26 protein-coding genes are annotated in these 26501 nt (G+C 44.5%); 16 read left to right on the top strand and 10 right to left on the bottom strand.

Annotated features, from left to right (window positions below):
- The first annotated feature begins 87 nt into the window (after positions 1–87).
- Positions 88–1011, top strand: coding sequence for an LpxL/LpxP family Kdo(2)-lipid IV(A) lauroyl/palmitoleoyl acyltransferase (gene lpxL / locus Q4519_RS07895; protein WP_303511406.1), 924 nt, complete (start codon positions 88–90; stop codon positions 1009–1011).
- 113 nt (positions 1012–1124) lie between these two features.
- Here lpxL and Q4519_RS07890 read toward each other — a convergent pair whose 3' ends face one another.
- Positions 1125–1385, bottom strand: a complete 261-nt coding sequence (locus tag Q4519_RS07890; RefSeq protein WP_232802283.1) for a hypothetical protein — start codon at positions 1383–1385, stop codon at positions 1125–1127.
- A gap of 49 nt (positions 1386–1434) precedes the next feature.
- Entirely contained in the window at positions 1435–4296 is a 2862-nt protein-coding gene (gene glnE / locus Q4519_RS07885) for a bifunctional [glutamate--ammonia ligase]-adenylyl-L-tyrosine phosphorylase/[glutamate--ammonia-ligase] adenylyltransferase (RefSeq protein ID WP_303511403.1), read from the bottom strand.
- A gap of 238 nt (positions 4297–4534) precedes the next feature.
- Between glnE and Q4519_RS07880 the strand changes: the two genes are divergently transcribed.
- From Q4519_RS07880 to Q4519_RS07865, 4 genes are all read left to right on the top strand, one after another.
- Positions 4535–4948 (top strand): YjfI family protein, encoded by a 414-nt coding sequence (locus tag Q4519_RS07880; protein WP_232802293.1) that lies wholly within the window; start codon positions 4535–4537, stop codon positions 4946–4948.
- 19 nt (positions 4949–4967) lie between these two features.
- The gene (locus Q4519_RS07875; protein WP_232802295.1) at positions 4968–5654 is read left to right on the top strand and encodes a PspA/IM30 family protein; all 687 of its coding nucleotides are present in this window, start codon (positions 4968–4970) and stop codon (positions 5652–5654) included.
- A gap of 90 nt (positions 5655–5744) precedes the next feature.
- Positions 5745–6389: a hypothetical protein gene (locus Q4519_RS07870; protein ID WP_303511399.1), complete on the top strand. Its 645-nt coding sequence runs from the start codon at positions 5745–5747 to the stop codon at positions 6387–6389.
- A 5-nt stretch (positions 6390–6394) separates the two neighbouring features.
- Positions 6395–6718: a hypothetical protein gene (locus tag Q4519_RS07865; protein WP_303511397.1), complete on the top strand. Its 324-nt coding sequence runs from the start codon at positions 6395–6397 to the stop codon at positions 6716–6718.
- 125 nt (positions 6719–6843) lie between these two features.
- Here Q4519_RS07865 and Q4519_RS07860 read toward each other — a convergent pair whose 3' ends face one another.
- The 7 genes from Q4519_RS07860 to Q4519_RS07830 all read right to left on the bottom strand — a co-directional run bounded on the left by Q4519_RS07860 (position 6844) and on the right by Q4519_RS07830 (position 15210).
- Positions 6844–7701, bottom strand: coding sequence for an STM4011 family radical SAM protein (locus tag Q4519_RS07860; protein WP_303511395.1), 858 nt, complete (start codon positions 7699–7701; stop codon positions 6844–6846).
- Entirely contained in the window at positions 7698–9074 is a 1377-nt protein-coding gene (locus tag Q4519_RS07855) for an STM4012 family radical SAM protein (RefSeq protein WP_303511394.1), read from the bottom strand. The genes Q4519_RS07860 and Q4519_RS07855 overlap by 4 nt, the downstream gene beginning before the upstream one ends.
- A gap of 48 nt (positions 9075–9122) precedes the next feature.
- Positions 9123–9986, bottom strand: coding sequence for an STM4013/SEN3800 family hydrolase (locus tag Q4519_RS07850; RefSeq protein WP_303511509.1), 864 nt, complete (start codon positions 9984–9986; stop codon positions 9123–9125).
- Complete coding sequence (locus Q4519_RS07845) at positions 9986–10612, bottom strand: HAD family hydrolase (RefSeq protein WP_303511393.1); 627 nt, start codon at positions 10610–10612, stop codon at positions 9986–9988. Before Q4519_RS07845 ends, Q4519_RS07850 begins: the two co-directional genes overlap by 1 nt.
- Positions 10603–11739, bottom strand: coding sequence for an STM4014 family protein (locus Q4519_RS07840; RefSeq protein ID WP_303511392.1), 1137 nt, complete (start codon positions 11737–11739; stop codon positions 10603–10605). The genes Q4519_RS07845 and Q4519_RS07840 overlap by 10 nt, the downstream gene beginning before the upstream one ends.
- On the bottom strand, positions 11739–12674 hold the full coding sequence (locus Q4519_RS07835) for an STM4015 family protein (RefSeq protein WP_303511391.1): 936 nt from the start codon (positions 12672–12674) through the stop codon (positions 11739–11741). The genes Q4519_RS07840 and Q4519_RS07835 overlap by 1 nt, the downstream gene beginning before the upstream one ends.
- Before the next feature lie 199 nt (positions 12675–12873).
- Complete coding sequence (locus tag Q4519_RS07830) at positions 12874–15210, bottom strand: carbohydrate-binding family V/XII (RefSeq protein ID WP_303511389.1); 2337 nt, start codon at positions 15208–15210, stop codon at positions 12874–12876.
- A gap of 276 nt (positions 15211–15486) precedes the next feature.
- Here Q4519_RS07830 and Q4519_RS07825 point away from each other — a divergent pair, with 276 nt between their 5' ends.
- Positions 15487–16185, top strand: coding sequence for a DNA alkylation repair protein (locus Q4519_RS07825; protein WP_303511387.1), 699 nt, complete (start codon positions 15487–15489; stop codon positions 16183–16185).
- Here the strand turns inward: Q4519_RS07825 and Q4519_RS07820 are convergent.
- Positions 16182–16889, bottom strand: coding sequence for a UTRA domain-containing protein (locus tag Q4519_RS07820; RefSeq protein ID WP_232802343.1), 708 nt, complete (start codon positions 16887–16889; stop codon positions 16182–16184). The two genes, Q4519_RS07825 and Q4519_RS07820, sit on opposite strands and share 4 nt — an antisense overlap.
- A 261-nt stretch (positions 16890–17150) precedes the next feature.
- On the opposite strand from Q4519_RS07820, the gene Q4519_RS07815 reads away from it, so the two are divergent.
- From Q4519_RS07815 to oppB, 10 genes are all read left to right on the top strand, one after another.
- Positions 17151–18206: an ABC transporter substrate-binding protein gene (locus tag Q4519_RS07815; protein WP_303511384.1), complete on the top strand. Its 1056-nt coding sequence runs from the start codon at positions 17151–17153 to the stop codon at positions 18204–18206.
- Between the two features lie 119 nt (positions 18207–18325).
- Positions 18326–18472 carry a hypothetical protein gene (locus tag Q4519_RS07810; RefSeq protein ID WP_303511383.1) on the top strand — a complete coding sequence of 49 codons (147 nt, stop codon included), beginning with the start codon at positions 18326–18328 and terminating at the stop codon, positions 18470–18472.
- On the top strand, positions 18469–19290 hold the full coding sequence (locus tag Q4519_RS07805; RefSeq protein ID WP_303511381.1) for an alkaline phosphatase family protein: 822 nt from the start codon (positions 18469–18471) through the stop codon (positions 19288–19290). Before Q4519_RS07810 ends, Q4519_RS07805 begins: the two co-directional genes overlap by 4 nt.
- Complete coding sequence (locus tag Q4519_RS07800) at positions 19283–20170, top strand: ABC transporter permease subunit (RefSeq protein ID WP_303511379.1); 888 nt, start codon at positions 19283–19285, stop codon at positions 20168–20170. Before Q4519_RS07805 ends, Q4519_RS07800 begins: the two co-directional genes overlap by 8 nt.
- Positions 20157–20321 (top strand): hypothetical protein, encoded by a 165-nt coding sequence (locus Q4519_RS07795; RefSeq protein WP_303511377.1) that lies wholly within the window; start codon positions 20157–20159, stop codon positions 20319–20321. The genes Q4519_RS07800 and Q4519_RS07795 overlap by 14 nt, the downstream gene beginning before the upstream one ends.
- Positions 20308–21123, top strand: coding sequence for an ABC transporter permease (locus Q4519_RS07790; RefSeq protein WP_303511375.1), 816 nt, complete (start codon positions 20308–20310; stop codon positions 21121–21123). The genes Q4519_RS07795 and Q4519_RS07790 overlap by 14 nt, the downstream gene beginning before the upstream one ends.
- A 10-nt stretch (positions 21124–21133) precedes the next feature.
- Entirely contained in the window at positions 21134–22153 is a 1020-nt protein-coding gene (locus Q4519_RS07785) for an ABC transporter ATP-binding protein (protein WP_303511373.1), read from the top strand.
- 1 nt (position 22154) lies between these two features.
- Entirely contained in the window at positions 22155–22820 is a 666-nt protein-coding gene (locus Q4519_RS07780; RefSeq protein WP_303511372.1) for an HAD family phosphatase, read from the top strand.
- Positions 22821–23871: 1051 nt separating this feature from the next.
- Positions 23872–25491, top strand: a complete 1620-nt coding sequence (locus Q4519_RS07775) for an ABC transporter substrate-binding protein (protein ID WP_303511370.1) — start codon at positions 23872–23874, stop codon at positions 25489–25491.
- A gap of 76 nt (positions 25492–25567) precedes the next feature.
- Positions 25568–26488 (top strand): oligopeptide ABC transporter permease OppB, encoded by a 921-nt coding sequence (oppB, locus tag Q4519_RS07770; protein WP_232802381.1) that lies wholly within the window; start codon positions 25568–25570, stop codon positions 26486–26488.
- The last annotated feature ends 13 nt before the right edge of the window (positions 26489–26501 follow it).

Here is a 26501-nt window from a genome sequence, read left to right as displayed (position 1 = left end):
TAACAAGATTCCGTGTAAGTAAATGGGATTATTCGTTAAACTAAGGCGTTATTTTTGCCGATCCATTAAACCGATAAAGTTGATTATATGAGTAAACCCCAACTTGAGTCTCGCTTTGCCCACCCTAGATACTGGGGCGTATGGCTTGGCATTAGCGCGATGTTTTGTTTATCACTGCTGCCGTATCGTCTGCAACTTTGGCTGGGCGCGAAACTTGGCCGTTTAGCCATGAAGCTGATGAAGTCTCGCCGTAAAGTGGCGCAGCAAAATCTCGCTTTATGCTTTCCTGAATTATCCGATGCCGTGCGCGCCGACATGCTAAAGCAAAATTTTGAAAATACCGGCATCGCGCTATTTGAAATTTGCATGGCTTGGTTTTGGCCAGACTGGCGTGTGCGTCGCCATTTTATCGTAGAAGGCAAAGAACACTTGTTTAATGCTCTTAATGGCGGCAAGGGCGTGATTCTCATTGGTGCACATTTTTTAACCTTAGAAATGAATGGCCGTATTGGTGGCATGGTACACCCAGGCATTGGTATTTACCGTAAGCACAATAATCCGTTGCAGGACTTTTGGTTCTATTGGGGACGCACCCGCGCCTTAAAGAACTTACTTGATCGCAGTGACTTTCGCGGCATGGTGCGCGCTTTGCGCCAAGGTGAAGTGATTTGGTACGCACCCGATCATGACTACGGCAATCGTCGCTGCGCCTTTGTGCCATTTTTTGCTGTGGAGAAAGCCGCTACGGTCACTGGAACATCAGCTCTTGCTCGCACTAAAAACACTGTGGTGATCCCATCATTTGCGCAGCGCTTGCCAAAAGGACAAGGCTATAAAATGATTTTTAAAGCGCCACTAGAAAATTACCCGACGGGGGATGATATTGCCGATGCAGCAACAACTAACAAAGTGATTGAAGACATGGTGCGCAGCGCGCCAGAGCAATATATGTGGCTACACCGCCGTTTTAAGACTCGTCCCGAAGGCGAGGCATCTTTATATAAAAAGTAGCTTTTAGTCGTATGCACGCCCATATTTGAGCGTGCATCGTCACTATCTAAGGTTAGTTCTGCTTAAACTGTCGTAGCCGAATAGTGTATGTTTCACAGCAAAATTTGGCTTACTTAGATAGCTTGCACACCAAGCGACACCAACGCTGCGATAACACTATCAACAACCACATTACTGCTTGGGTCAATCGCATAAAGTTGTGGATCGTTTTCATAGAAATACAATGCTTCTTTTGTCGAATCAGCAGCAATCACCTGACTGCTAATATGAAAGCCTTGCTCGGTCAACGCCTGAAACTCCTCCTGCGCATCTTGTGTCCCGCACTCTACCGTGACCAGTACTTCTTCTTTACATAAGACCACATAATTTGGCATTAAACTTTCCTTATATTTACTTCGTGAATAACTTCAAACTTAAATTTATTTATTCGGCATCAGTGGGATAATGGCAAGCCACCAAACTATCCCACAAGGCGATAACCTCAGCGCGATCATCTCTGTAGCGCTCGGCTGACACAATCCGCGTTTGCTGGTTCAAAGTTAAACGATGCGCGGCGTCACGAATATGACAATAGCTTTCCGACAATAATTCACCTTGTGCCGGGGTCAACAAACCTTGCTCAACACAGGTCTCAAAAATACGGATATTATCAGACCAATGGGCTAACTCAGGTAGCCGCTGGGTGTTTGCTAGCACCAAGAATTGCGCAATAAATTCAATATCAACCATGCCACCAGGTGACTGTTTTAAATCAAACTGCGTTTCATCGGCGCGCAATAGATGAGCACGCATTTTATTGCGCATATCCACCACATCCTTGGCTAAAGCTGTCACATCACGAGATTGAGATAAAATAGCCAACCGCGTATCGGTAAAGGCTTGGGCTATTTCTGCATCACCATACACACAACGCGCGCGCACGAGGGCTTGATGCTCCCATGTCCATGCATTTTGTTTTAGGTATTGCTCAAATGCTGCCATTGAGCTAACTAATAAACCAGAATCACCTTGAGGACGTAAGCGCATGTCCACTTCATATAAAATACCGGATGAAGTGCGGGTACTGAATAAATGCAAAATGCGCTGACCAAGGCGTAAATAAAACTGCTTGTTATCTATCTCTTTTTTACCATTGGTATAGCCCGACACTTCAGTATCATGTAAGAACACCACATCTAAATCAGAGCCATATCCAAGTTCAATGCCACCTAACTTACCGTAACCTATCACCGCAAAGCCACGGCGATCAGCCCCTTTAACATTAGAAGGTTCGCCGTATTTTTCGATCATTTGCTGCCAAGCAATATTAACCACGTATTCCATAATGGCTTCGCCAAGGTACGTTAAGTGATCGCTCACTTTCATCAAGGGTAACGCCCCAGCTATATCGGCAGCAGAAATACGCAAGCGTTGAATTTGCTTATATTGACGCAGCCCTTCCATTTGTTGCTCCATGTCCTCTTCAGGGATGCGCAACATGTATTGGCGTAAATCACTTTTGTATTCTAAAAACGGGGTTGGATTATACAAATGCTGCGGATCAAGCAGCTCATCAAGCAATATCGGGTGGCGCGCTAGCTGCGCGGCAATTCGTGGACTGGCATCGCACAAGCGCACTAATTGTTTCAGTGCACCATGGTTTTCATTAAGTAGCTCAAGGTATGCGGTACGTGTCATCACATTAGCAAGTAACTCAACTAAGCGCTCAATTAATGCCACTGGCGCATCTTTTGCTAGCGCCTTACAAGTGAGTAAAGGCATCAGCTTTTTAAGATTTTCACGGCCTCTTGGACCCACCGCACGGCGCTGTGTTTCTTTTTTAAAGTCAATCACAATGCGGTAGAATTTTCGTGCATCTGCTTCGCTTAGAGCAAATTTTTCCAATACCGTTAATGCTTCTTCTTCTTCTAAATCATGTAACCACAGCTCAGTAATATCGCTGTCTAAATCGGAGTCTTGTTGTTCGCTTTCACCCACCACCCAATCAAATTCTTGGTTGACCTGCTTCATCACCTGATTCAAATCTTGGTAGAAAACCTCCCAATTTTTATACCCTAGTGCAGTGATCAACCGCTGCTTGTCGAGCTCATCATCGGGTAACGTTTGAGTTTGCTTATCATCAATTTGTTGCAACACATTTTCGGTGCGACGTAAAAAATCATAGCTTTCCAGTAGCGTGTTTACTCGCGCCTCTGGCATCACATCTAAGGTAATTAATGCACGCAAGGTTTGCCTTAATCCCTTTTGTTGCAGTAACGGCTCTCGACCGCCGCGGATCAACTGAAACGCTTGGGCCACAAACTCGATCTCACGAATACCACCCGCGCCCAATTTAATATTGTCTTTAAGGCCTTTACGGCGCACCTCGGCACTGATCATAGCTTTCATTTGACGCAGTGATTGGATCGCGCTGAAATCAATGTAACGGCGAAATACAAAAGGGCGCAACATGGTTTCAAGCTCGTCTTTATAAGGCGTTTGTGGGCCTAATACGCGCGCTTTTACCATGGCATAACGCTCCCAGTCTCGCCCTTGAGTTTGATAGTAATCTTCAAACGCGGCAAAACTCATCACCAAAGGACCAGATTCGCCAAAAGGACGCAAACGCATATCCACCCGAAACACAAAGCCATCAACCGTCGCTTGGTTTAGGGCTGCAATAACTCGTTGTCCTAAGCGAATAAAAAATTGCTGATTGGATAGTTCTCGGCGACCGCCATGAGTTTCGCCATTCTCGGGAAAAGTAAAAATCAGGTCGATATCAGAAGAGAAATTTAACTCCTTACCACCCAGCTTACCCATCGCCAAAATATAAAAAGGCTGCACCACATCGTCTTCACTTCTAGGCTCGCCTAATTCGCTACATTGCTTGTTATAAAGCCATAAACTACTTTGACTAATCAGCTCATCAGCTAAGCAAGAGGTATGCTCTAAGCTTTCTGATAAATCAGATTTACCCAGCAATTCTCTCCAAGCGATAACCAACATGTGCTTACGACGAAACTGCCTTAATAAGGTATGTAACTTGGCTTCATCCTGACACGCCGCTAACTGTTCACTTAACTCCGTTGCAATGCTGCCACAGCGACTATTTTGCTCGAATAAACCACCGTCGAAACACTCTACTAGTAATTCCGGCTGTTTATAAATACTGCTAGCAATAAAGTCGCTTAAGCCAAAGGCTTGTCTAAGTTGCGAGGTTTGCTCCGAGGTTAATGTATTTAGGTCAATCAACTCTCCTAAACGTTGTAGATGGTTGTCAGCGGCTTGTGTCAAATGATCCATATAATCCTTCTCTGCTTCTTCACCTTGGCATAATCTCTTCACTCTACCAATTCAGCTAGATATCGCCAGCTATTTGCTGTTAAATCAATTAAATTGACACAGCGGCACAGATATTTTAGCGTGAGCTCATAATTGATTATTTATTGATTTGAATAAAAACTCACCAAGACGCTTGACATATTATGTCTAGCGTTCTAAAGTTAACTTCATCAGACATATTATGTCACACAGGAGACGTATGAATATTCATAAGATAGCCACATACTTAAATGGATTAACCGATCAGTCTGATACTGGATTAATTTTTGATTGTGTTCCCATCGCAGGCGAAGTTGATGTATTGCGAGTGGACATTCAAGGCCGTGAAGAAATTCCGGTGTTCGTATCAGTAACCGGTGATCAAATTCTTTGCATTTCCTACTTATGGGGCGAAGACGAAGTCATCGAAGGTAAAAAAGCCGAAATGATGGAAGCCATGCTTGAAATGAATATTCCAATGCCGCTTTCTTCTTTCGCCCGAATTGAACACAAATATGTGATCTTCGGAGCATTGTCAGAGCACTCAACATTAGCTGACATCGAACATGAAGTTAGTGTACTGAGTGATAACAGTTTGGAAGTCATTACCGAAATGGCTGACTACCTCAAATAAACGCTTGAAGGAGTGACAAATGAGTATTTTAAAGAAAATTATTACTGCCGTTCGTGGTGGCGCACGTGAGGTTGGAGAAGAGATTATTGACGCTAACTCAACGCGTATTTTTGAACAAGAAATTCGTGATGCGGAAAACCACCTCACCAAAGCAAAACGTGATTTAACTGAAGTCATGGCTAAACAAATGCAAGCAAGCCGTGAGCTAGAGCGTGTTAAAGGCGAAATTAAAGAGCATGAAGGTTATGTTGCACAAGCGCTTAGCCAAAATAACGAAGCGCTAGCGCTTGAAGTGGCTGAAAAAATTGCACAACTTGAAGTTGAGCTACAAGAGCAAACAACATCTCACAGTAGCTATGAAAAAGCGGCTTTACGCTTGAAAGATTTAATCAAGAAGAGCGAGCGTCAATTGGCTGATTATCAACGTCAATTGAGCATGGTGAAAACCACCGACAGTGTGCAAAAAGCCACTGCAGCCATCACCGACAGCTTTACTTCAAGCAACTCTAGCCTACTAAGTGCAAAAGAGTCACTTGAGCGCATTAAGCAAAAGCAAGCGATGTTTGATGACAAGTTGGCGGCTGCGGAGCAACTACAAGCTGAGTCTGGTGACCAGTCACTTAAAGACAAGCTGAAAGAAGCCGGCATTGGTCAGCAACAAAGCAGCGCTAACGCTGTGTTGGAAAGACTCAAAAATAAAGGCTAATAATACCAGCCGGTAAAACAGGTGGCTTAGGCCGCCTGTTTTTGTTTATGCTAGGCGGTATTGCCGCACAGACGTGATCGCGAGGACAACATGAATATTTTTAAAAAATTATTTGGCAAGCCTGCTGAAAAAGTAGGGCGTGAACTGATTCGCCCTCACCAACTGCAAGTGGGTGATTTACTAAAAATGAGTGATAGCTTTGGTTTGGCTGAATCATTTCGTAACCAGCAATTTGAAGTGCGCGAAGTTCATACCCAAGAGTTTCAATATCGCCAGCAAGCGCAATTGATTTGCCAAGGTGCAGCCCGCGAGCCGGTATTTATACTCATCGACGAAAAAGACCAGCAGCATATCACTCTCAGCACACTATTACGCCGTGCGGATGTTGAGTCCTTATTTGATATGGATGCCTTTTCCGAAATTTTCGATGAGCCCGGCAAAGCACGTCTTACGCCACTAACTCAAACCAGCCCATGGCAAGCCTTTTTAGCCAACAATTATGTGCAACAAGACTTCGCTACGGTTGGCTACTACCACCAGCAAGATTATCGTGGCACGAAACCACCCGCCTATACAGACCAATCTCACGGCCGGCAATTTGAGTACTTTTCTTTGTTTGGCGAGCAAGAGCAGCGCTGGATTGAAATATATGTATTTGAAAATGGCGACACAGACATATATCTTTCAATAAAACGTCCTTTAACCGACATCGCAGAACTCTGGCCTAAAGACTAATTATTATGACGACAGATAGAAAATTACCCGAAAAATGGGCAAAATCAGCCAAAGCCGCCAAAGCCGTACAAGTGGCTTTTGATATGGATGAAAAAGTGCAATACAGCATCCGTAAAAGTGCGTTAGATGAAGGCATTAGCCCATCAGATCAAATTCGCCATATATTAGATTTACCCGTCACCCGCAAACCGAAACGTCCGCGCTTAACGGTTTCTCTTAGCGCAGAAGATTATGAGCAGCTTGGTAAACGTTACGGCTTAGCCGCAGAGCAACAACTCGAAATAAAGCGCCGCGTAATGGAAGAGTTAGCAGCCTTTTCAAACAAATAAGCATCAACCTTGATGCTTATTTGGCTTAACTGGGATGCTAAAATTTTACTTACTACGCTGGTTTTATACTTCAATAAACAAGACGCTAACCTCGCGCCCTTCCCAAAGAATAATTTTAGTAGTGGTTATCCCTTTATTGGTATCCGCTCCAACAACCCGTCGCCGTATACTTTTTCTAGCTTCAGGTGCGGCAAGTGGCGATAGCCAATGTAACAATCACAGCTTTGATTCGGACATAAGTAATGTTGATTCAATAAACTATGCAACTCTTGTTGGTAAACATTACCCAAACTTTGCTTAACAAAATGGCACGGCTGAATATAGCCTTCACCATCCATGGATAAGCTGGTCACACTGGCACGACATTCACGATTTAAACTGGGATAATTTTGCTGATTAAGATGAAACCAAGGATCCAACTGGGCATAAAAATCACGTTCATCTGGCAGATAATAATCGAGCTGATCTTTAAAAGCATTCACCCATAAATACACTTCTGGATGCAGTTGTTCGCGCAGCGCTTTAGCCTTAGGTATATTTTCTTTAGTGCCAACTATACCGACACTATAACTCACCCCTAACCGATCAAGTTGTTGGGTTTTCATGACAAAATCAGCCAAGCTAATTTCACTAGGGTGATAGGTGATCCACAAGGCTAACTTGTTCAGGTTAGCCTGCTTTAACCAATCTATCGCCACGCTCATATTGGTTTGAATCACTACTTTTTCAACATGTTCCAGATGCGACAGTGTCACCAAGGCTTGACGATACCAACTGCGTACTAATGCCTCCCCCCAGGGGGTAAATAATAGCCTAAAACTATCCTTAGCTTGTCGCGAACTAACCCAAGCAACAAACCGCTCAATTGCCAACTTGTCTTTCGCCCGAGTAGCGGCGTCATCAAACGTTTTGGCAAAAGGACAGTAGTCACAATCGTAATTGCAACTGGCTAACGGGCCGCGATAGGTAATATCTAGCCTCATTGCAATTGATACTCGCTCATGGCTTGTTTTACTTGTTGTGAAGCAAACCAAGGGCCAATGCTATCAGCTCGCTCAAACCCCGCCACGGTAAGCAATAGTAATGCCCCAGCCTGCTGCACTAAGCCAGCATTAATTAATGTCGTTAATGCTGGAAAATCAACCAAGGCACTGCGCTTAAAACGTTGCTCATATTCCCTTAGGTTTAACCCATCAGCAATCAATAACGATTGCATCACAAAGCGACGCTTACGTTCATCAAGCGTTAACTTAATGCCGTAGTGAGCATGGCTAAAGTCTGCCTCGGTTTGCTGAGTAAAATGCCCAATAATATCTTTAACGCCATGGCGCCCAACGGCATATTCCGATGAATAGTGTAAGGTTTGAGTATATGAGCGAGCACCGGCTCCCAACCCTAGCATGCCGTCTTCTTGGCAAGAGTAATGAGGCAGATCTAACTCAGTCAGATCGGCACGTCTAAACATGCGCATCGACACTTGTTGATAGCCATGAGCGAGCAAAAAGTCACGCCCAGTTCGATACAAAGCCAGCATATCCGTATCAGCCAAGTCCGGCGTAAAACGCGCTTGCTGCTTCACCTTGCCAAGGCCCGTTGCTTCTCTTACGTATAACGGATACAAATAAAGCTCTTCAGGATTAAATTGCAACGCTTGCTCAAGGGAATGCAGCCAAGAGCTCACCGTTTGTCCAGCAATGCCATAGATCAAATCAAGGTTCAAATCCGCCTGACTGTACTGACGTATTGTTTCAATCGCCTTAAACACCTCTTGCTTATTTTGCTTACGCGCTAAGTTTTTCACTTCCAGATCAGTGAATGATTGGATCCCCATACTAATACGGCTAACGTTACGCTCTGTTAGCAGCTGAATTTTACCCGCCGTAATGGTTTCAGGTGAAGTCTCTATCCCAATGGGAGTATTGGCCTGCATCCCAGCAAAGTCGGTTAAATCAAATAAACGCGCTAACTGTAATTCAGTTAAAAAAGTTGGCGTGCCGCCGCCGATGGCATAGCGAGCAAACTGCGCTTGCTCTATTACCGGCGTTAACGCTTTAATTTGCCGCTCAAGCGCATCTAGGTATAAATCGGGTAAGGTTTTTTCAGGCTTAACTAAGGTAAACAAGTTACAAAAGCCGCAACGCATACTACAAAAAGGAATGTGCACATATAAAAATAGCGCATCTAATTTCTCTTGTTGCCATAAAGGAGCTAACGCCACCCGCTCTTCAAACGGGCGATATGCCGTTTTATGGGGATAAGAATAGGCATAAGCTTGATAAACGGGGCCATCTAATATTTGGGCTAAATCAGTTGCCGCTGCACTACTTGGCTGCGCCGTTACAGGGTTACTCTTCATAAATCTCAAAGCCTATAAAATGCGTGGGAATAATCCCAATAAAAATACTTATTGCGCGGCGCGCTGAATAAACTGCGCATAAGGTACAGTCCATACAGTTTCATGAGCGAGCCGGTGGCCGCTATAGCCCTGCTCGCCATAGCAGGTACCGTGATCTGAGCACAATATAAATAAGGTGTCGCGGCGCGATTTAAAATAATCAAACAGCCGTTGTAACTGGCTATCAACATAACACAAAGCTGCGCCATGAGAGCGCAGATCATCCTCCTTGCAGCCTTGTTCAAGATGCCAAGCACTGTAAAAATAATTAGGCTGATGAATCGCCGAAATGTTAATGAATAAAAACGCCTTTTGTGCCACGGGCGCTTGTTCGAGCAAATGTATGGCTTGATCAATTTGCCGCTCGGTTGAGTCAGGTGCCGTTACTCCTGTTTGCTCCGACCAATAGCTATGCTGAAACAAATTCGGCAAGGTTTGACCAAGGGGCGTCAATTTATTAAAAAAGCCAACGCCGCCAATGCACAACGTTTGATAACCTTGCTCGGCTAAACCTTCCACGATTGTCGCCTGCTGAAACACTTGTGTGTTTTTATCAATAGAGCGGCTACCGTGAAAATCTACCGCCATTAACCTTGGTGCCAGAGGATCATCTATCGGGGTAGGAAAAAAACCACTAAAAATAGCGTGATGAGCCGCGTAAGTGAAGCTGCCAGGACTGTGCCTAGGTTGCCATGCGCTAATAAACTGGCCTAACACTGGCAGATCGCCTTGAGTTAATAACGTTTGCGCCACATCAAAGCGCAAGGTATCTAAGGTCAACAACACAATATCGTGGCTGCCCACAATCTGATTCATGTTCAATGACGTTGGTTCATCTACCTGACTCGTTTGTTCGTGACGGCGACTGTACATCACTTAAACACCTCTGCTAGTTGAAGGACATGGGAGAGGTGATAATCGACGATATCTGATTCACCCTGCCCTGCTGCATTAACCCACACAGTTTTCATTCCTAATTTTTTCGCTGGGATCATATCCCGCGCAAAATCATCACCAATCATCACGCAATCACGAGCATGAAAACCAGCCATACATTGACGAAACACCTCAGGATCGGGTTTATGTAAGCCCACCTCAGCCGAAACAAATATTTTGCTAAAATAAGGCGCTAGCTGTGCTTGGGCTATTTTTTCCCGTTGCATCAAGCTTGAGCCATTAGTTAACAAATGTAAGGAGTGGCGTTGCCCCAATGAAGCCAATAATGACTGAAGGGATGAGTCTGGCTGGATGTATTGGGGTAGCATTTCAAAGTAACGCCAAAGTTGTTCGTATTGCTGTGGCAAGTCTGGAAAAGTGTCCATCAAATACTGACAAAATTCAGCGCGCGGCGTGCGACCCGAATTATCTTGCTGCAACATTCCTTGCCACTGTGACTCATCCAGCGTAATACCCAAGGTCGTAAATAGTTCGGTTAAGCATTGCTGAAATGCGCTATCACGATCAATTAGCGTATTGTCTAAATCAAAAATTAATAACATTGCATTGCCTTCACTTGCGCCTGATAACTACTGAGCCCTTGATAACTCACGCGAGGGAGTAAATCACCAAATCCATTTATTTCAACCACCCTCGCCTTCGACTTACCACAAATCACATCTGCGCCAATGCAACCCGCTTCAGGAAAAATACTTGCCGCTTGTTCGGCCACTGCAAATGCTTGCTGTAACATGCGCTCACCATCATGATGGGCCAATATGTCACCGCGTTGATTGCCTAAATGCAAATTAGTCATCGGAGTTAAGCTGGTACGTGTCACGTAATGCCCCGCCTTACCATTAAGCAACAAGATACGTAAATCAAACTGGCGCCCATTAATTTGCGGCTTAGGAACCCAAGCCTCGACATAAGCTTGCTGCAAAACAATTTGCTGCAAAAGCTCGGCAATTTGTTCTGGCTCGCGATACGTTTTTACCTTAAGGGAGTTATAAAAGTGAGAGTGAACACCATCAACCACCCGCTCTAAACTGGTTTTAGCAATTAAATCACCTGTTTTCGGGTTTAGCCTTAATGCCATGACTCCTGACGCTGAAGAGCCATAACGGCTTTTTACAAACACTTGATAGCAGCGCCGCTGTCGCATTTGTTGCACCAATTCAGGTAAGTTATTGATTGGCTCAAACAACAAAGGCGTCGGCACCTGATGCTGACGTAAATACTGCTGGCACTCCCATTTATCCGCCATCGCTAAAATAGCCCGAGGGGAGTTCAGATATTGTAATCGCGAATTCACATCATCCGCTATTTGCTCAATGGCATGGGCAACTTCAGTCAGTAAGCTTTTAAAACCTAAAAACCACTTATCAACATGATGAAAACGCCCCTTGTCGTTGGCAAGTTGAGCAAATTGATTGGGATTAATGCGCTGTAATAACGCCTTTTCAACCGCGAAATTTTCCCCCGCTGAGTCGATTTTCACCAACCATGGCCGTCCCAAAAAAGACCTTAATCGCTGCGATAAAAATAAAGGTAAATGAGGCGTTTGTAATAATTCCAAATAGCTTAACAGCAAATAATCGGCATCGTTAGGCAGCGCTTGTTGAAACAAATGCTGCCTACGGTTCTCTGGATTACAAATTAATATCCAAAGTGGTTTAGCCGTTGACATTATTCAGCAACAGACACGTAGCGGTAAACATCACCGTCACCATCATCGTCAGCTTCTTTTTGATCATTAACTTGAATATCCAAGCCTGAAGCCAACAGCTTTTCAACCACTTCAGCAGAGAGGAAGTTTTCCGACACGTCTATTTTTTTACCTGCCAATAAGCCTTGATTCGCTATCAATAGCTCAGCGCCAGCATCGAGCATGATCCCCATCGACAAGTCGATGTCGGTTAATTGGCCTAATAAGTCACTCTTAACTAACTCAGCCACTATTTCATTTTGAATTTCACTATTTTTTAATGCAAGACTGGTTAGCTTAGGAAAAAGTTGTTGCGATATCAGCGGCGTCACCGTGCTGATATCACCATCCCAACCATAGCTTTCATCACCGAGCCATAAACCTAACGTTTCCAGTGCGGGTAGCTTCGCATTAGCCACGGCAGCGATCACATCACTGCCTAAACCACCACTTTCAATGATCAAGGTTTTTAAGTTTGAATGGGCGATGTCACCTAATTCTAATCCTTCTGCGCCACGAATTTGCAAATGTTCAAGCGCTGGGAATGCCGCCCAAAAGCGGCTGTAGTTACCTTGGTTAATCCAGGATATTTCATTTTCTTCATAAGTCATTTCACCAATAAAGATGGCCTTTAAGCCACTTAAAGCCGCGGCGTGCTCAACCAAAAAGTCCACGTATATACCAGCATCATTTTCATAAGCCTCTTCCCAACAGCCAAGTATCAAAGCTTGGATTTGATTCACTTTTGGATCGTTAATCAAACGCGCTAGTACATCAATCATTTCAGCGCCATCTTCCGCGGCATCGTAATCTACTTCAAGGCGTATCGCAGCATTTGCATTTTGCACCCCTTTGTCGGCGTCAAACGGCTCAATTGGCAAATCATAAAAACGTTCAATATGAGAAGAGATAGTCATGGTTACACTCCAAATAAATATATGTTTGAGATAAAAAATACACAATGAGTTGATAGAACACTAAGATACATATTTTGGGTCAGAAAAGCAGTAAAGAGAGCAAAAATGATGAAACTAAGATGCCATAAAAATAAGATGTAATAGACTATAAAAAACGCCGCTGTCTCTAGCGGCGTTTTTGTTTATTCAATATCGGCGGTTACTGGCGACGGCGGATCCTTTCTCGATGAACACCTTGCTGGCGCGCACGATTAGCACGTTGCATGCTTTGATGGTTAACCGCTGGGCGCTTATTTACTGCGGGACGGGTTTGTGCTCGATTCTGCACCTTGTCACGCACAGCTGGCGCAATCACATCATGTTGCTGTACTTTTTGCTTAACCTGCATTTTTTGCTCGTTACTCAGTTGCGTTTTTTGCAGATTATCAAGTTTTGCCTTTTGCTCACTACTTAGCTGAGGCTTTTCAATATTATCTAGCTTAGATTTTTGTGCATCGTTTAACACCGGTTTTTGCACGTTCTCTAATTTAGATTTATCGAAATCTTTCGCCTGTTCTTTCCAGCTACCATTAGTACGATCTTGCCACTTATTATCCTTCACCCGGGCTATATTTCCGTTGGCATCAGCAAATACGTTATTTTCACGACTGCGGTTCGCTCGGGCTTTTTTCAAGTCACGACTAACTTGTGCCGGTGCAGCATTGCGCACTCGGTTTGCATCACGATTGTACAAGTTAGTTTGGCCAATCCGATTTTTTGTAAAGCGTTTATCCTTAGCAATCGTATTACTAATTTTAGTCCGGTTACCAATATTAATATTATTGCCGATGTTAATATTACCAGTATTAATTACCACTGGTGGACGACGATATCCTCCGCCATACCAGCCACCACAACATCCCCAAGGGCTATAGTGATTACCCCAACCGGCACTCCAACTGGCACCAAAGCTAAAGAAACCACGGCTCCAAGTGACGCCAAAATTCCAGCCTGTCCAAGGATTATAACCGACATGGAACCCCCAAGTAGGCGGTCTTGGGTAATACATTCCTCCCCAGTGAGGTTGGTAGTACCAGCCACTACCATAAACTGGCACTCCGTAATAAGGGAATGACCAGAGATAGCCAGGGGTATAGCCAACATACACAATATCAGGCGTGGAGTCGTAGATTTGCACATAAGTAGTGTTATAAACGGGGGAGCTAGGTGGTATTTGAGCGATTTCCTCATTAGGAATATCATCGGCAACTTGCCAAGGCCCAGTTGCAGTATCAGCAACAAACCAAACACCATTATCAACCGCGTAATAACGGTTTTTAATTTTAAGTACTTGCGCGCCAGTGTTAACCGCATAAGCCACGTTAGTACCCTTGATCGCTTCAAACTTTGGCTTGCCATCGTATTCAACGGTTAGTGTGGTATCGGCACGTTTTATCGCTGCGGTTTGTGGCACTTGTGCTTCAAGCACAGCTTGATCAGCTTCTTCCGTCCCCGCTACCGACACACGTAAGCCGCCAATATCAGAATCAGGAGGAATAGATTGAAAGCTTTTCGGCAATTGATCCGCTCTAACAAAGGTCCACGGGCCTTCCTTGGATTTAGCGCGATACCAACGCCCAGAAAGCAAAACATACATCTGCCCTTCACTAAGCTCTCGCAGCCAAGCTGTTTCAGTGTTTTTCACGTAAAGTAATTCACCACCCACAAGGCTTTGCCAATCGGGTTTTCCTTGCGTTGCGACCAACTCGGTAGGTGACGTAACCGCAATAATTTCAGGTACAGTGACTGGCGGCGCTTCATCTGATTTAGGCGCTAATTTCACTAAATCAGCTGGCGGATTGGTCGTTTGCTGCCAAGGGCCTAATGCATTATCTGCCTCGTACCAAAGGGCACCGCTACTCAAATAAACTTTATTGCTGGATTTATCTTTAGCCACAGCAAATGGCGTATTAACCACTCGCTCGTAAGACGTATTTTCAATTGGCGTAAACTTAGGTTCACCGTCATACACCAATAGCACCGCTAATTGCTCTTTAAAAATAATATTGGGCGCATCATTTTTAATTTGCTCTAAGCTGCTCTTCACTTGCTCAGCATCTTGCAAGCTGGCCGATAAGCGTGACAAAGAAATGTCAAACTGAGATTGCGCCACAGATTGCTCAACAATTTGGCTAAAGCGAGCTTCATCTTTCTCTTGAGAGTCAGGCCAGCTGACCTTCGTTACCTCAACGTCACGAATGTTCGCTAAATCATTGTCACTATCGGTGTCGATTTTTGCCGTAAACCAAAATGCACCAAAAATCGGCTCATCACTACTATTTAGCTCCAGCGACATGGCCGCACGGCCTTGTAACACATTACCGGTCAAGGTTTCCGGTTGAGGCTGGTACACAACAATCGTGCCTTCATCGGCGCTAATGTCTTGCGGCCAATCAATAGCTAGCACTTGAAATGAAGCTAGATAAAACCAAGTAGCGAGCATCATATTTAAACAATATCGAAAGCTGCTGGGTATGGGTTTTAGTGGAACTGGCATAGCGAGTCCTTATCTATTATTTTATGTCACTCATAAAAGAGGGAATGAGAAAAAATCACTCGCTACTGCTCTTTACATAATTGAACTGTCAGAAATGTCCACCAGTATCCGCTCATTTCATTCGCCATTTAGAGCTTGTAACAAGTAACGAGACAACTAAGATCAAGATTAACAAACAAACAACAAATAATAAAAATAATAATCAAACCGTGGTCAAACTCAGATTCAACCACAATAATATTAAGTCTCCAAAATAGTGCGAATGATAGGCGTAAAATGAAAGTATTATTAAATGAACTAAAACAACATATTGAGCCAGATAAAGCTGCATTTTTTCCGCAGTTCTTTAAAGCATTCCCTGGCGGGTATGGGGAAGGCGACCAGTTTTGGGGCATTCGCGTACCACCACTGCGCCAATTAGCTAAAAAGTATCGTCAGCTACCTTTAAATAAAGTTGAAATACTTATTACGTCTCCCATCCATGAGCAACGTTTATTAGCCCTATTCATCCTGCGGTTACAATTTGAAAAAGGCGATACTGATACACAACACGCCATCATCGATTTCTATTTAACGCATTTGGCTGGAGTTAATAACTGGGATCTAGTTGATGGCTCAGCGCCCTATTTACTCGGCACTTGGCTATTAGATAAAGATACGCAATTACTTTGGACGCTGGCTAACAGTGAGCAGCTTTGGTCACAGCGTATTGCCGTGATGAGCAGCTTTGCTTTTATCAAACAAGGTCGATATCAGCTCACCTTAGACCTAGCCGCGCACTTATTGCAACATCCCCATGATTTAATGCATAAAGCCATCGGCTGGATGCTGCGTGAAATCGGTAAGCGCGATTTAGCAACTGAGCTAGCTTTTTTAGATCAGCACTACACAAACATGCCGCGCACTATGCTGCGCTACGCTATTGAAAAATTTGATGAACCACTACGACAAGCCTATTTAAAGGGGACGCGTTAACCGTGGCTATCTATTGAAATTTGCACCGCATCGGGACGCCAATATTCAAACTCACAATCCATTAGCTCGCCATCTTGTTTATAATTCACTCGGCATATTTTCAGCACTTGCTGCCCCGCCGCTAAATTAAGCGCCTTAGCAACATGGCTAGGGGCGGCGCTGGGCACGACATCAAAGCGCGAACGCGTAGTCACATAATTGAATTTTTCTTGGTATAAATAAGTGAGCGAGCCCGTCAAGTCTTGCTCTAACACATCAGGAAATAATCGCGCAATTAAGCAGTTTTCCACAAACAATACCGCCCGACCATCGATTGAGCGTAGTCGCTCAACAATATGGATCGGCGTTAACCTATCCACCTCTAGGGCTACCGCATATTGTTGCGACGCCATCACACTGCGTACTGATAGCAATTGGGTTTGCGCAATACGATTTTGCTGCTGGATCATTTGATGAAAATGACTACGCGAAAGCGGGTTGTATTGAATGCGAGGTGGCGAGACAAACCAGCCGCGGCGTTCTTCTCGATAAATAACCCCTTCCGTTTCAAGGGCGACTAAGGCGTCTTTCACTGTGATCCGGGTAGTTGAAAACAATTCGCTTAACGCTCGCTCCGAAGGCAATTTATGCTGAGCGGTTAATTCTCCAGCGGTAATTTGTTCACGTAAAGATCCCTTTATTTTACTCAGCTGAGTCACTGGCATGGAATCTGTCTTCTCACTCCGAGAGTAAGAAACATTTATCGAAGTCACGTTTGGTCTATTCCAATCTAACAAACAAAAATGACAACCTAACTCACTAAGATAACAAATTAATGACAACAATGGTCTTTGTAAACAACCACACTAGCGCAATAAAAATGACATAAAAAAACACCCTAACTGTCAACTTTATTACACCAAATTTTCATATTGGATGCTTAGCATAACTTTGAACTCACTGACCTAGTCCAGAAGGATGTAACAATGAAAACCTTGCTAACGGGCGCCACCCTATTGGCGGCCACTTTATCTACATCGGTATTCGCTGACAGTAATACAAAAATTGAAGCGTTAATCAAAGCAGCACAACAAGAAGGGCAACTTTACAGCGTTGGTATGCCTGACAGCTGGGCGAACTGGAAAGACACTTGGCGCGATCTTGAAGCAATGCACGCAATTAAGCATCAAGATACGGATATGAGCTCTGCGCAAGAAATTGCCAAATTCGAAGCCGAAAAAAATAATGCTACGGCAGATATCGGTGATGTAGGCTTTGCATTTGCTCGCGTCGCAGTGAAAAAAGGCGTCACCCAAGCTTACAAGCCTAGTACTTGGGACGAGATTCCTGATTGGGCTAAAGACCAAGATGGCCACTGGGCACTGGCTTACACTGGCACCATCTCTTTCATCACTAATAATAATTTAGTCGAAAAAGCGCCAACCACTTGGAACGACTTACTAACTGGTAAGTACAAAATCAGTATTGGTGATGTTGGCGTTGCTGCGCAAGCTAACAATGCAGTATTAGCGGCTGCTTTTGCCAATGGCGGTGACGAAACAAACCTTGATCCTGCTATCGATTTTTTTGCCAAGCTAGCCAAGCAAGGGCGCTTATCTTACACCGACCCAAGTATTGCTAACTTAGAAAAAGGCGAAGTAGAAGTGGCAGTATTATGGGACTTTAATGCCCTAAACTACCGCGACCAAATTGACCGCAGCCGCTTTAGCGTGACCATCCCACAAGATGGCTCAGTGATCTCTGGTTACACCACTATCATCAATAAATACGCGAAAAATCCGAACGCAGCGAAGCTTGCGCGCGAATACATTTTCAGCGACCAAGGTCAAATTAACCTCGCTCAAGGTTACGCTCGCCCAATCCGCAACAATGTCACCTTACCGAAAGAAATCCAAGACAAATTAATTGCCAGCAATCAATACACCAATGTCCACCCGGTATCTGATTTCAGCGCATGGGAAAAGTCAGCGCGTAAACTGCCACGTCAATGGCAAGAAAGCGTGTTGATCCACCAGCAATAAGGTGACCATCAGCTAACGCTAGGCTGCGCAGCTCAATCAGCTCGCAGCCAATTTTTTGTTTTTACACATTCGTCATCAGTCACATCGCCCGCATTAGAAATGCAATTATGAATAACAATATGAACAATAATATTAGCAATAAAGTGATCTTAGTCGTGCTTGATGGACTCAATTACCAAGTCGCTCATGATTGTATTATTGGCTATTTAAACGGCTTAATTGAATTTGTCATCAGCCACATCGTCAGCAGTAGAAAGCAATTATGAACAACAAGATGAACAATAAAGTGATCTTAGTGGTGCTTGATGGACTCAATTACCAAGTCGCTCATGATTGCATGGGTTATTTGAATGGCTTAATTGAGCAACAGCGCGCTAGTCTATCACCCATTCAAAGTGAATTGCCGTCACTCTCACGGCCACTATATGAATGCTTGTTAACTGGGGTGCGCCCCATTGACAGCGGCATTGTCAGCAATCATATCGTTCGACGCTCTAAACACGACTCCATATTCAGTTTGGCTAAAAACCAAGGCCTGCGCACTGCCGCAGCGGCCTATCATTGGGTCAGTGAGTTATACAATCGCGCACCTTATCAAGCCGTTCGCGATCGCTTTACCCAAGACGAAACTCTCAATATCCAACACGGCTGCTTTTACCAATGGGATCATTACCCTGATGAAGCGGTATTTTTAGATGCCGAACAGTTACGCCTTAGCCATCAGCCAAACTTTTTGTTGATCCACCCGATGAATATCGACGATGCCGGCCACAAATTTGGTTTAGACTCGTCGCAATATCGCAACAGTGCACGCCATGCCGATGTACTGTTGTCGCACTTTATTGATCTTTGGCTAGCAGATGGCTATCAAGTACTGGTTACCAGTGATCACGGCATGAACAATGACCGCAGCCACGGCGGAACACTCCCCGAAGAGCGCGAAGTGCCCTTATTTATGATCGGCTCAGCATTTGCTCACCACGGCGCACATATCAAGCAAACCGATATTTGCGGTTTATGCTGCGAGTTACTCGGCCTTGACCATCAAAAACCTTACCCAAAAGAGAGCTTGCGTTATGACTAGCTGCGTCATTAATACTCAACCCCGATTACGCCAACAAACTAAAGTTAAATGGCTTAAGCTGCTCAAACCCGGCTTATGTTTACTGCCTTTTGCGGTGTTCTTTTACCTATTCCAACTTGCCCCTATGTTGTGGGTGGTAGTGAACAGCTTTTTAGTAGAGCAAAGTTGGTCGCTGGATCATTACCACGAAATCTTTAATTCATCTTTTATTCAACAAGGCTTTCGCAACAGTTTGTGGTTAGCGACATGGTCGAGCGTAATTGGCCTAGCCATCGCGGTGTTACTGGTGTCGTCACTGCGCCGAATCAACAGCAAAATACGCGATGGCGTGATCGCCTTTACCAATATGAGTAGTAACTTTGCCGGCGTGCCACTGGCCTTCGCCTTTATCATTATTCTGGGAGTCAATGGCGCACTGACTCTGTTATTAAAACAATATGGCTTGATTGATAGCTTTAACCTGTATGGACAATGGGGCCTGCTGGCCATGTATGTGTATTTTCAAATACCACTGGCAGTGCTACTGCTATACCCCGCATTTGATGCCCTAAAGGACGATTGGCAAGACGCCGCCGCATTACTTGGCGCAAGCAGCTGGCAATATTGGCGCCGCGTCGCACTGCCCGTACTATCTCCTGCTTTGCTAGGTACCTTGATCATATTAATTGCCAATGCCATTGGCGCTTATGCCAGTGTTTACGCGCTAACATCAGGTAATTACAACGTGGTCACCGTGCGCATCGCCAGCTTGGTATCAGGTGATTTATTTCTTGAGCCGAATTTAGCTGCCGCCATATCCGTGGTACTGATGTTAATCCTCGCCTTCATTACCCTTATTAACCAATGGCTAATCGCAAGGAGTTACCATGCCAAAAGCTAACGTTAATTCTAATCACAGTGCTATTTGGTGGCATAAAACCGTGGTTTATGGCATCGACACGGTAGGCGTGACGGTACTGCCGCTCCTCGCTTTTTCTTTTACCCTTATTAACCAATGGTTAATCGCAAGGAGCTACCATGCCAAAAGCTAACGTTAACTCTAATCACAGTGCTATTTGGCATAAAACCGTGGTGTACGGTATTGTCGGCGTGATGTTACTGCCTATCTTGGCTACCTTAGTCTATTCCCTTTCATCAAGCTGGGGCGCGACAATTTTACCTGATGGGTTCACCTTTAACTGGTATGGCCAATTACTCAGTGATCCACGCTTTTTAGCCGCGTTTGGTCGCTCGCTATTAATTTGCAGTGCCTCACTCGCGCTCAGTGCTATTTTGGTGATCCCTGCCATTTTTGTCGTGTTTTACTACTTTCCTAAACTCGACAAACTCATGAACCTGCTCATTTTGCTGCCCTTTGCTGTGCCGCCTGTGGTGTCGTCAGTGGGGTTATTACAACTATATGCAGACAGCGCTTGGCCGATTGTCGGCACGCCTTGGATCTTAATTGGCACTTACTTCACGATTGCCCTGCCCTTTATGTATCGCGCGATAGCCAATAGCTTTAGTGCTATTCATTTAAACGATTTAATGGACGCGGCTCACTTACTGGGCGCCAGCACATTTCAGGCATTTTGGTTGATCGTACTGCCGAACCTTAAAAAAGGCTTATTGGCTTCGCTGTTTTTGTCCTTCTCTTTTTTACTCGGCGAGTTTGTGTTTGCCAACCTACTGGTAGGCACGCGCTATGAAACCTTACAAATTTACTTATACAACATGCGTCAAACCAGTGGTCACTTTACTTCTGCGTTAGTCATGACCTATTTCTTGTTTGTATTTCTTCTCACTTGGTTGGCCAGTCGATTCAGCGCCAAACCAGCCGCCATTTCAGAATGAGCCTAATACTATGAGCTACGTAAACGTTACCCAACTCACCAAACACTTTGCTGACAATACCGTATTTAACGATATCCATTTCACTATCGAGCAAGGCGAGTTTGTTACCCTACTAGGCCCCAGTGGCTGTGGTAAATCCACCTTGCTGCGCAGCTTGGCCGGGCTAAATCCGGTTGACGGCGGCGAAATTTGGGTGAATGGTGAAAACATTACCCATCATTCGCCGCAGCTGCGTGGCATTGGCATGGTGTTTCAGTCTTATGCCTTGTTTCCCAATATGACCACCGCCGAAAACATTGCTTTTGGCTTGAAAATGAAAGGCATGGGGCTGCAAGAAATACAAAGCCAAGTGCAGCAGGTTATTGAGTTAGTGGCATTAAAAGGCAAAGAAAAACACTACCCACACCAACTTTCCGGTGGCCAGCGCCAGCGTGTTGCCTTAGCGCGCGCCTTAGTGGTTAAACCACGTATTTTATTACTTGATGAGCCATTATCAGCACTCGACGCGAAAATTCGTAAGCATTTACGCCAACAAATTAGAGACATTCAAACCGAGCTCAACCTCACCACAATATTTGTCACTCACGATCAAGAAGAAGCGATGATCCTATCGGACCGGATCTTTTTGATGAATCAAGGGAAAATTGTGCAACAAGGCTCACCAGAGCAAATCTACACGCAACCTGCTAATGAGTTTGTCGCGCAATTTATGGGTAACACTAATCTAGTGTCAGCCAGTGCGGCTAAGCAATTGTTCAATTTAGACACGCCTCATAAGGTCGCCATTCGCCCAGAATCCATTTACGTGAAAGAAGCCGGTCGCCACTACGAGCCCCATATCTCTTCACCACAACTTGGGGTGATCAAGCAGCATCAATTACTGGGTAATGTTATTCGTTATCAAGTTGAAGTACACGATTGTGAGTTGTCAGTCGACTTACTCAATCGATCTTCAGAGCGATTGCTCGCCAACGGCAGTCAACTTGAGCTACTGTTTAACCTTAATGAAATTCAACCAGTGAGCGCCTAAAATGACTCAGCCACTCTATGTATTTGATTTAGACGACACCTTAATCAATGGTGACTGCGCCATGATTTGGAGTGAGTTTTTGGCCGATAACGGCATTGCTACTGATCCCGACTTTGTCGCCAACGATCGCGCCCTGATGAGTCAATACGCTAATGGCACGCTTGATATGGCGCAATACCTTGAATTTGTCATGGTGCCATTAAAAGATGTGCCCGTGGCGCAAGTTCATCAGCTTGCCGAGCGCTGTGTACAGGAAAGGGTGCTGCCTAAGCTCTACCCCGAGGCTCAGCGTCTGATTGAAAATTTGCACCGCGATAATATCGCCACCTTAATTATTTCCGCCTCGGTCGATTTTATCGTGCAGGCGGTGGCACAAGAAATTGGTATCTCTCAAGCCATGGGTATTGAACTAAAAGTGGTCAATCAAAGGTATACCCACGAAATTCAAGGGATCCCCAGTTTCAGAGAAGGCAAAGTGACGCGCATCAAAGAATGGCTAGCCAACAGGCCGGAACACCATGGCGAAGTGCATTTCTTTACCGACTCGATTAATGATTTACCCTTGTGCGAATACGCTGATCAAACCTATTTAGTCAACCCTTGCCAACAACTAACCGAGCATGCCCGGCGCACGCAATGGCCAATTTTAAATTGGGGAAACATTTAAATCCTCTTAGTAAAACGCAACTTAGGGAGGTCACTCCCGCCCAGACAAATAAGTAAAAACCGCCTATGACTCAGGCGGTTTTTGACTCAAAAAGAACGGGTTTGGGAATTATTCTGCCATTAAGGCAAATCAATATTGGTGATATAGCTTTTTATCTACTTAATCAGAGCTTCGAGTTGAGCCTTTGGCGTACCACACAAATAGCTCTCCAGATATGACACTACTGCGCTCTTGCGCTGGACTGCAGTTATCTTTCCATTGCTGCAGACTAGTGAAGGAAGCAGGTGCAGCAGTCAAGGTGAATTCAGGGCATACATAAACTGCATACCAGGCTCAAAACCAACCGACCCTGTATCACTATCTCAAGTGTCATAGCCTAAGCCACCAATATCGACTTAAATTATGCCAATATTTTGCTACCGGTCGGCTCTTAAGCAAGGTGATTTTAATAAAAATCGCCTTCATTACGACCACCGAAAGCACAACAATAATTCGATTAAACCTATAGAGCACAGCAGCATAGTTATTTAACAAAGACGACTAGATGCAGGACATTGAGTTAATTTTAGAGCGTTACATCTGTTTACTTAACAACTCGCATTCTGACTAGAGCTCGCAGGAAAATGCCTTAAACCAATTGAGTAGAGATCACAAAGAGAATAATAATTTATAAAAGTAATTGTCAGCAAAACCACCTAATTCAGCATTATATTTTCCGGTTAAGCGACAAAAAAATTCTTACTACAAACAAAATTTAGATTAAATATCATATCCTTAATTAGTAACCACTTACCAACTCTTTAACCACGACTAGGGGCTATTACCCCGCCAATGCCAGCTTGATCCTGATCATTCAAGCTATCATTTATTCTAATAATATTTGTGTTCCACCCCATATGCTTTGTAAATTGACTTACAAAGAAAGGGTTTATCACTATATTTACCTTTCAAAAACAATCATAACTAGATAATTATTCATTTTAAGCAATCACCTATAATATTTTTACAAATATCAATAATTGCTTAAAAACCTAAGCATATGGAGATAATCATGAAACGGAAACAGTCCCTCATCGCATTTTCAGTGATAACAGCATTCGCCTTAAGCTCTCAAGCACTCGCAGCCGATGTACCAGCAGGAACTGAACTCGCAGCCGTACAAGAACTGGTAAAAGGCAATGGCGCAGAAGTCGCGACTCTTGATCCACATAAAGCAGAAGGTGTGCCTGAGGCTAACGTGTTACGTGATTTATTTGAAGGCTTAGTCACTTCAGGCCCTAATGGTGAAACCCTGCCCGCCGCTGCTGAAAGTTGGGAAACAGCAGATAATAAAACGTACATTTTCCACATGCGCCAAGGCGCAAAATGGTCAAATGGAGACCCAGTAACCGCACACGATTTTGAATATGCGTTTAAGCGCGCTGTTAATCCAGCAACCGCTTCACCCTATTCTTGGTATTTCGAAAAAGCCACCATTAAAAATGCCAAAGCTATCATCGCGGGCACCCAAGCAGCAGAGCAGCTTGGGGTTAAGGCAAAAGATGATAACACCTTGATTATTGAACTAGACAAGCCTTTGCCATACTTTGTTTCTATGCTTTACCACACTTCTACCAATCCAGTACACAAGGCAAGTGTAGAAAAGTTAGGCGATAAGTGGACCCGTCCAGGTAATATGGTCAGTAATGGCGCTTACAAACTCGATACTTGGACCGTGAACGAGCGTATTGTCTTGTCACGTAATGAACAATATTGGGACAATGCCAACACCGTAATCAACAAGGTAAGTTACCTGCCGCTACAATCACAAAACGCGGAAATGAATCGCTTTTTAGCTGATGAAATTCACATGACTTACGAAATGCCGATAGAGCACTTCAAGCGTCTGAAAAAAGAATACCCTGAGTCAATTCGAGTAACAGGCTATGTAGGCACCTATTACTACCAGTTTAACACCAAGCAAAAGCCGTTTGATGATGTTCGCGTGCGCACCGCACTGTCTTACACCATTAACCGCGAAGCCATCGCCAACTTTGTGTTAGGTCAAGGGCAAACACCTGCATATTCGTTTACCCCTAAAATAGTCGATGGCTTTGAGCCAGCACCACAAGAATGGGCAGGGTTAAGCCAAAAGGAGCGTGATGCTAAAGCGAAAGCATTATTAGCCGAAGCCGGATACAACAAGGATAATCCGCTGAAGTTCTCACTGCTCTACAACACCAGTGAGAACCACAAGAAAGTCGCTATTGCAGTGTCATCAATGTGGAAAAAAGGCCTCGGCGTTGAAGCCAAACTTGAAAATCAAGAGTGGAAAACCTACCTCGATTCAAGAAAACAAGGTAATTTCAGCGTTGCTCGTGCCGGTTGGATTGCCGATTACAATGAAGCCTCGTCAATGTTGAGTTTGCTGGAAAGTGACAACGGCAATAACGACGGTAAATACAATAGTCCAGCCTACGACAAGTTAATGGCAAACAGCCGTATTACCACCGATCCTGCTGAGCGTGCTAATTACTACCAGCAAGCTGAAACTATCTTAAGTAAAGACATGCCAGTGGCGCCTATCTACCAGTATGTTACCGCCCGTTTAGTCAAACCTTACTTAGGCGGTTACCCAAACAACCCACTGGATAACCTGTACAGCAAAGATATGTACCTAATCAAACAATAACCATTAACTCCTATGGAACAAAACCACTCAAGTTCACTTGAGTGGTTTTTTGAGTGTCAGCAATGGAAGCCATCCGATGACTAAGTTTATTTTTAAACGTTTACTGGAAGCGATCCCGACCCTATTGGTGCTTATTACCGTGTCATTCTTTTTGATGCGCTTTGCACCGGGTAACCCGTTTTCAAGTGAGCGCTCACTCCCACCTAAAGTAAAGGCTAACATCGAAGCCAAATACGGCCTCGACAAACCAGTAATTGAGCAGTATTTCAACTACCTTAAGAACCTAGTACAAGGTGACTTAGGCCCTTCGTTCAAATATAAAGATTATTCGGTCAACGAGCTAGTGGCACAAGCACTGCCCGTGTCAGCCAAAATTGGCGCCACCGCATTTGTGCTAGCGGTGTTTTTTGGTGTTAGCTTAGGTACGCTCGCCGCCTTAAAGCAAAACACATGGCTTGACTACTTTCTGATGTCAGGGGCTATGGTTGGGGTGGTTATCCCTTCCTTTGTGCTTGCGCCAGTGTTGGTACTGGTGTTTTCCATCAGTTTAAAATGGCTACCCGCAGGTGGCTGGAACGGTGGCGCATTGCAATTTATGGTGCTGCCAGTGATTGGCATGATGATGCATTACATTTCATCAATTGCCCGCATTATGCGCGGCAGCATGATTGAAGTGATGAGCTCTAACTTTATCCGCACTGCGCGCGCTAAAGGTTTGTCCATGTCCTACATCGTTATTCACCATGCCCTGCGCCCTTCCATCTTACCCGTGGTGTCTTATTTAGGCCCTGCGTTTGTTGGTATTATTACCGGCTCTGTGGTGATTGAAACCATATTTGGCTTACCCGGCATCGGCCAGCTATTTGTTAACGGCGCACTGAATCGTGATTACTCCATGGTACTTGGCTTAACCATTTTGGTTGGCGCATTAACCATTACCTTTAACGCTATCGTCGATATCCTGTACGCAGTGATAGATCCGAAAATTCGTTACTAGCCTTGGAGTATTA

Origin of the sequence: Motilimonas sp. 1_MG-2023 (genome assembly GCF_030547455.1) — a bacterium.
In the GTDB taxonomy this organism is placed as follows: Bacteria; Pseudomonadota; Gammaproteobacteria; order Enterobacterales; family CBDFNC01; genus Motilimonas.
The sequence above is the reverse complement of the archived record's forward strand: the minus strand, read 5'-3'. Positions and strand labels throughout refer to the sequence as shown.

Bases quoted from the DNA above. Each gene is read 5' to 3' on its own strand.
- Q4519_RS07830 (WP_303511389.1), bottom strand. From the start codon at position 15,210: ATGCCAGTTCCACTAAAACCCATACCCAGCAGCTTTCGATATTGTTTA.
- Q4519_RS07845 (WP_303511393.1), bottom strand. From the start codon at position 10,612: ATGTTATTAATTTTTGATTTAGACAATACGCTAATTGATCGTGATAGC.
- Q4519_RS07865 (WP_303511397.1), top strand. From the start codon at position 6,395: ATGACGACAGATAGAAAATTACCCGAAAAATGGGCAAAATCAGCCAAA.
- oppB (WP_232802381.1), top strand. From the start codon at position 25,568: ATGACTAAGTTTATTTTTAAACGTTTACTGGAAGCGATCCCGACCCTA.
- Q4519_RS07775 (WP_303511370.1), top strand. From the start codon at position 23,872: ATGAAACGGAAACAGTCCCTCATCGCATTTTCAGTGATAACAGCATTC.
- Q4519_RS07820 (WP_232802343.1), bottom strand. From the start codon at position 16,889: ATGCCAGTGACTCAGCTGAGTAAAATAAAGGGATCTTTACGTGAACAA.
- Q4519_RS07835 (WP_303511391.1), bottom strand. From the start codon at position 12,674: ATGACTATCTCTTCTCATATTGAACGTTTTTATGATTTGCCAATTGAG.
- Q4519_RS07880 (WP_232802293.1), top strand. From the start codon at position 4,535: ATGAATATTCATAAGATAGCCACATACTTAAATGGATTAACCGATCAG.
- Q4519_RS07875 (WP_232802295.1), top strand. From the start codon at position 4,968: ATGAGTATTTTAAAGAAAATTATTACTGCCGTTCGTGGTGGCGCACGT.
- Q4519_RS07840 (WP_303511392.1), bottom strand. From the start codon at position 11,739: ATGTCAACGGCTAAACCACTTTGGATATTAATTTGTAATCCAGAGAAC.
- Q4519_RS07790 (WP_303511375.1), top strand. From the start codon at position 20,308: ATGCCAAAAGCTAACGTTAACTCTAATCACAGTGCTATTTGGCATAAA.
- glnE (WP_303511403.1), bottom strand. From the start codon at position 4,296: ATGGATCATTTGACACAAGCCGCTGACAACCATCTACAACGTTTAGGA.
- Q4519_RS07815 (WP_303511384.1), top strand. From the start codon at position 17,151: ATGAAAACCTTGCTAACGGGCGCCACCCTATTGGCGGCCACTTTATCT.
- Q4519_RS07825 (WP_303511387.1), top strand. From the start codon at position 15,487: ATGAAAGTATTATTAAATGAACTAAAACAACATATTGAGCCAGATAAA.
- Q4519_RS07800 (WP_303511379.1), top strand. From the start codon at position 19,283: ATGACTAGCTGCGTCATTAATACTCAACCCCGATTACGCCAACAAACT.
- Q4519_RS07870 (WP_303511399.1), top strand. From the start codon at position 5,745: ATGAATATTTTTAAAAAATTATTTGGCAAGCCTGCTGAAAAAGTAGGG.
- Q4519_RS07795 (WP_303511377.1), top strand. From the start codon at position 20,157: ATGCCAAAAGCTAACGTTAATTCTAATCACAGTGCTATTTGGTGGCAT.
- Q4519_RS07890 (WP_232802283.1), bottom strand. From the start codon at position 1,385: ATGCCAAATTATGTGGTCTTATGTAAAGAAGAAGTACTGGTCACGGTA.
- Q4519_RS07780 (WP_303511372.1), top strand. From the start codon at position 22,155: ATGACTCAGCCACTCTATGTATTTGATTTAGACGACACCTTAATCAAT.
- Q4519_RS07855 (WP_303511394.1), bottom strand. From the start codon at position 9,074: ATGAAGAGTAACCCTGTAACGGCGCAGCCAAGTAGTGCAGCGGCAACT.
- Q4519_RS07810 (WP_303511383.1), top strand. From the start codon at position 18,326: ATGAACAATAATATTAGCAATAAAGTGATCTTAGTCGTGCTTGATGGA.
- Q4519_RS07850 (WP_303511509.1), bottom strand. From the start codon at position 9,986: ATGTACAGTCGCCGTCACGAACAAACGAGTCAGGTAGATGAACCAACG.
- Q4519_RS07805 (WP_303511381.1), top strand. From the start codon at position 18,469: ATGAACAACAAGATGAACAATAAAGTGATCTTAGTGGTGCTTGATGGA.
- lpxL (WP_303511406.1), top strand. From the start codon at position 88: ATGAGTAAACCCCAACTTGAGTCTCGCTTTGCCCACCCTAGATACTGG.
- Q4519_RS07860 (WP_303511395.1), bottom strand. From the start codon at position 7,701: ATGAGGCTAGATATTACCTATCGCGGCCCGTTAGCCAGTTGCAATTAC.
- Q4519_RS07785 (WP_303511373.1), top strand. From the start codon at position 21,134: ATGAGCTACGTAAACGTTACCCAACTCACCAAACACTTTGCTGACAAT.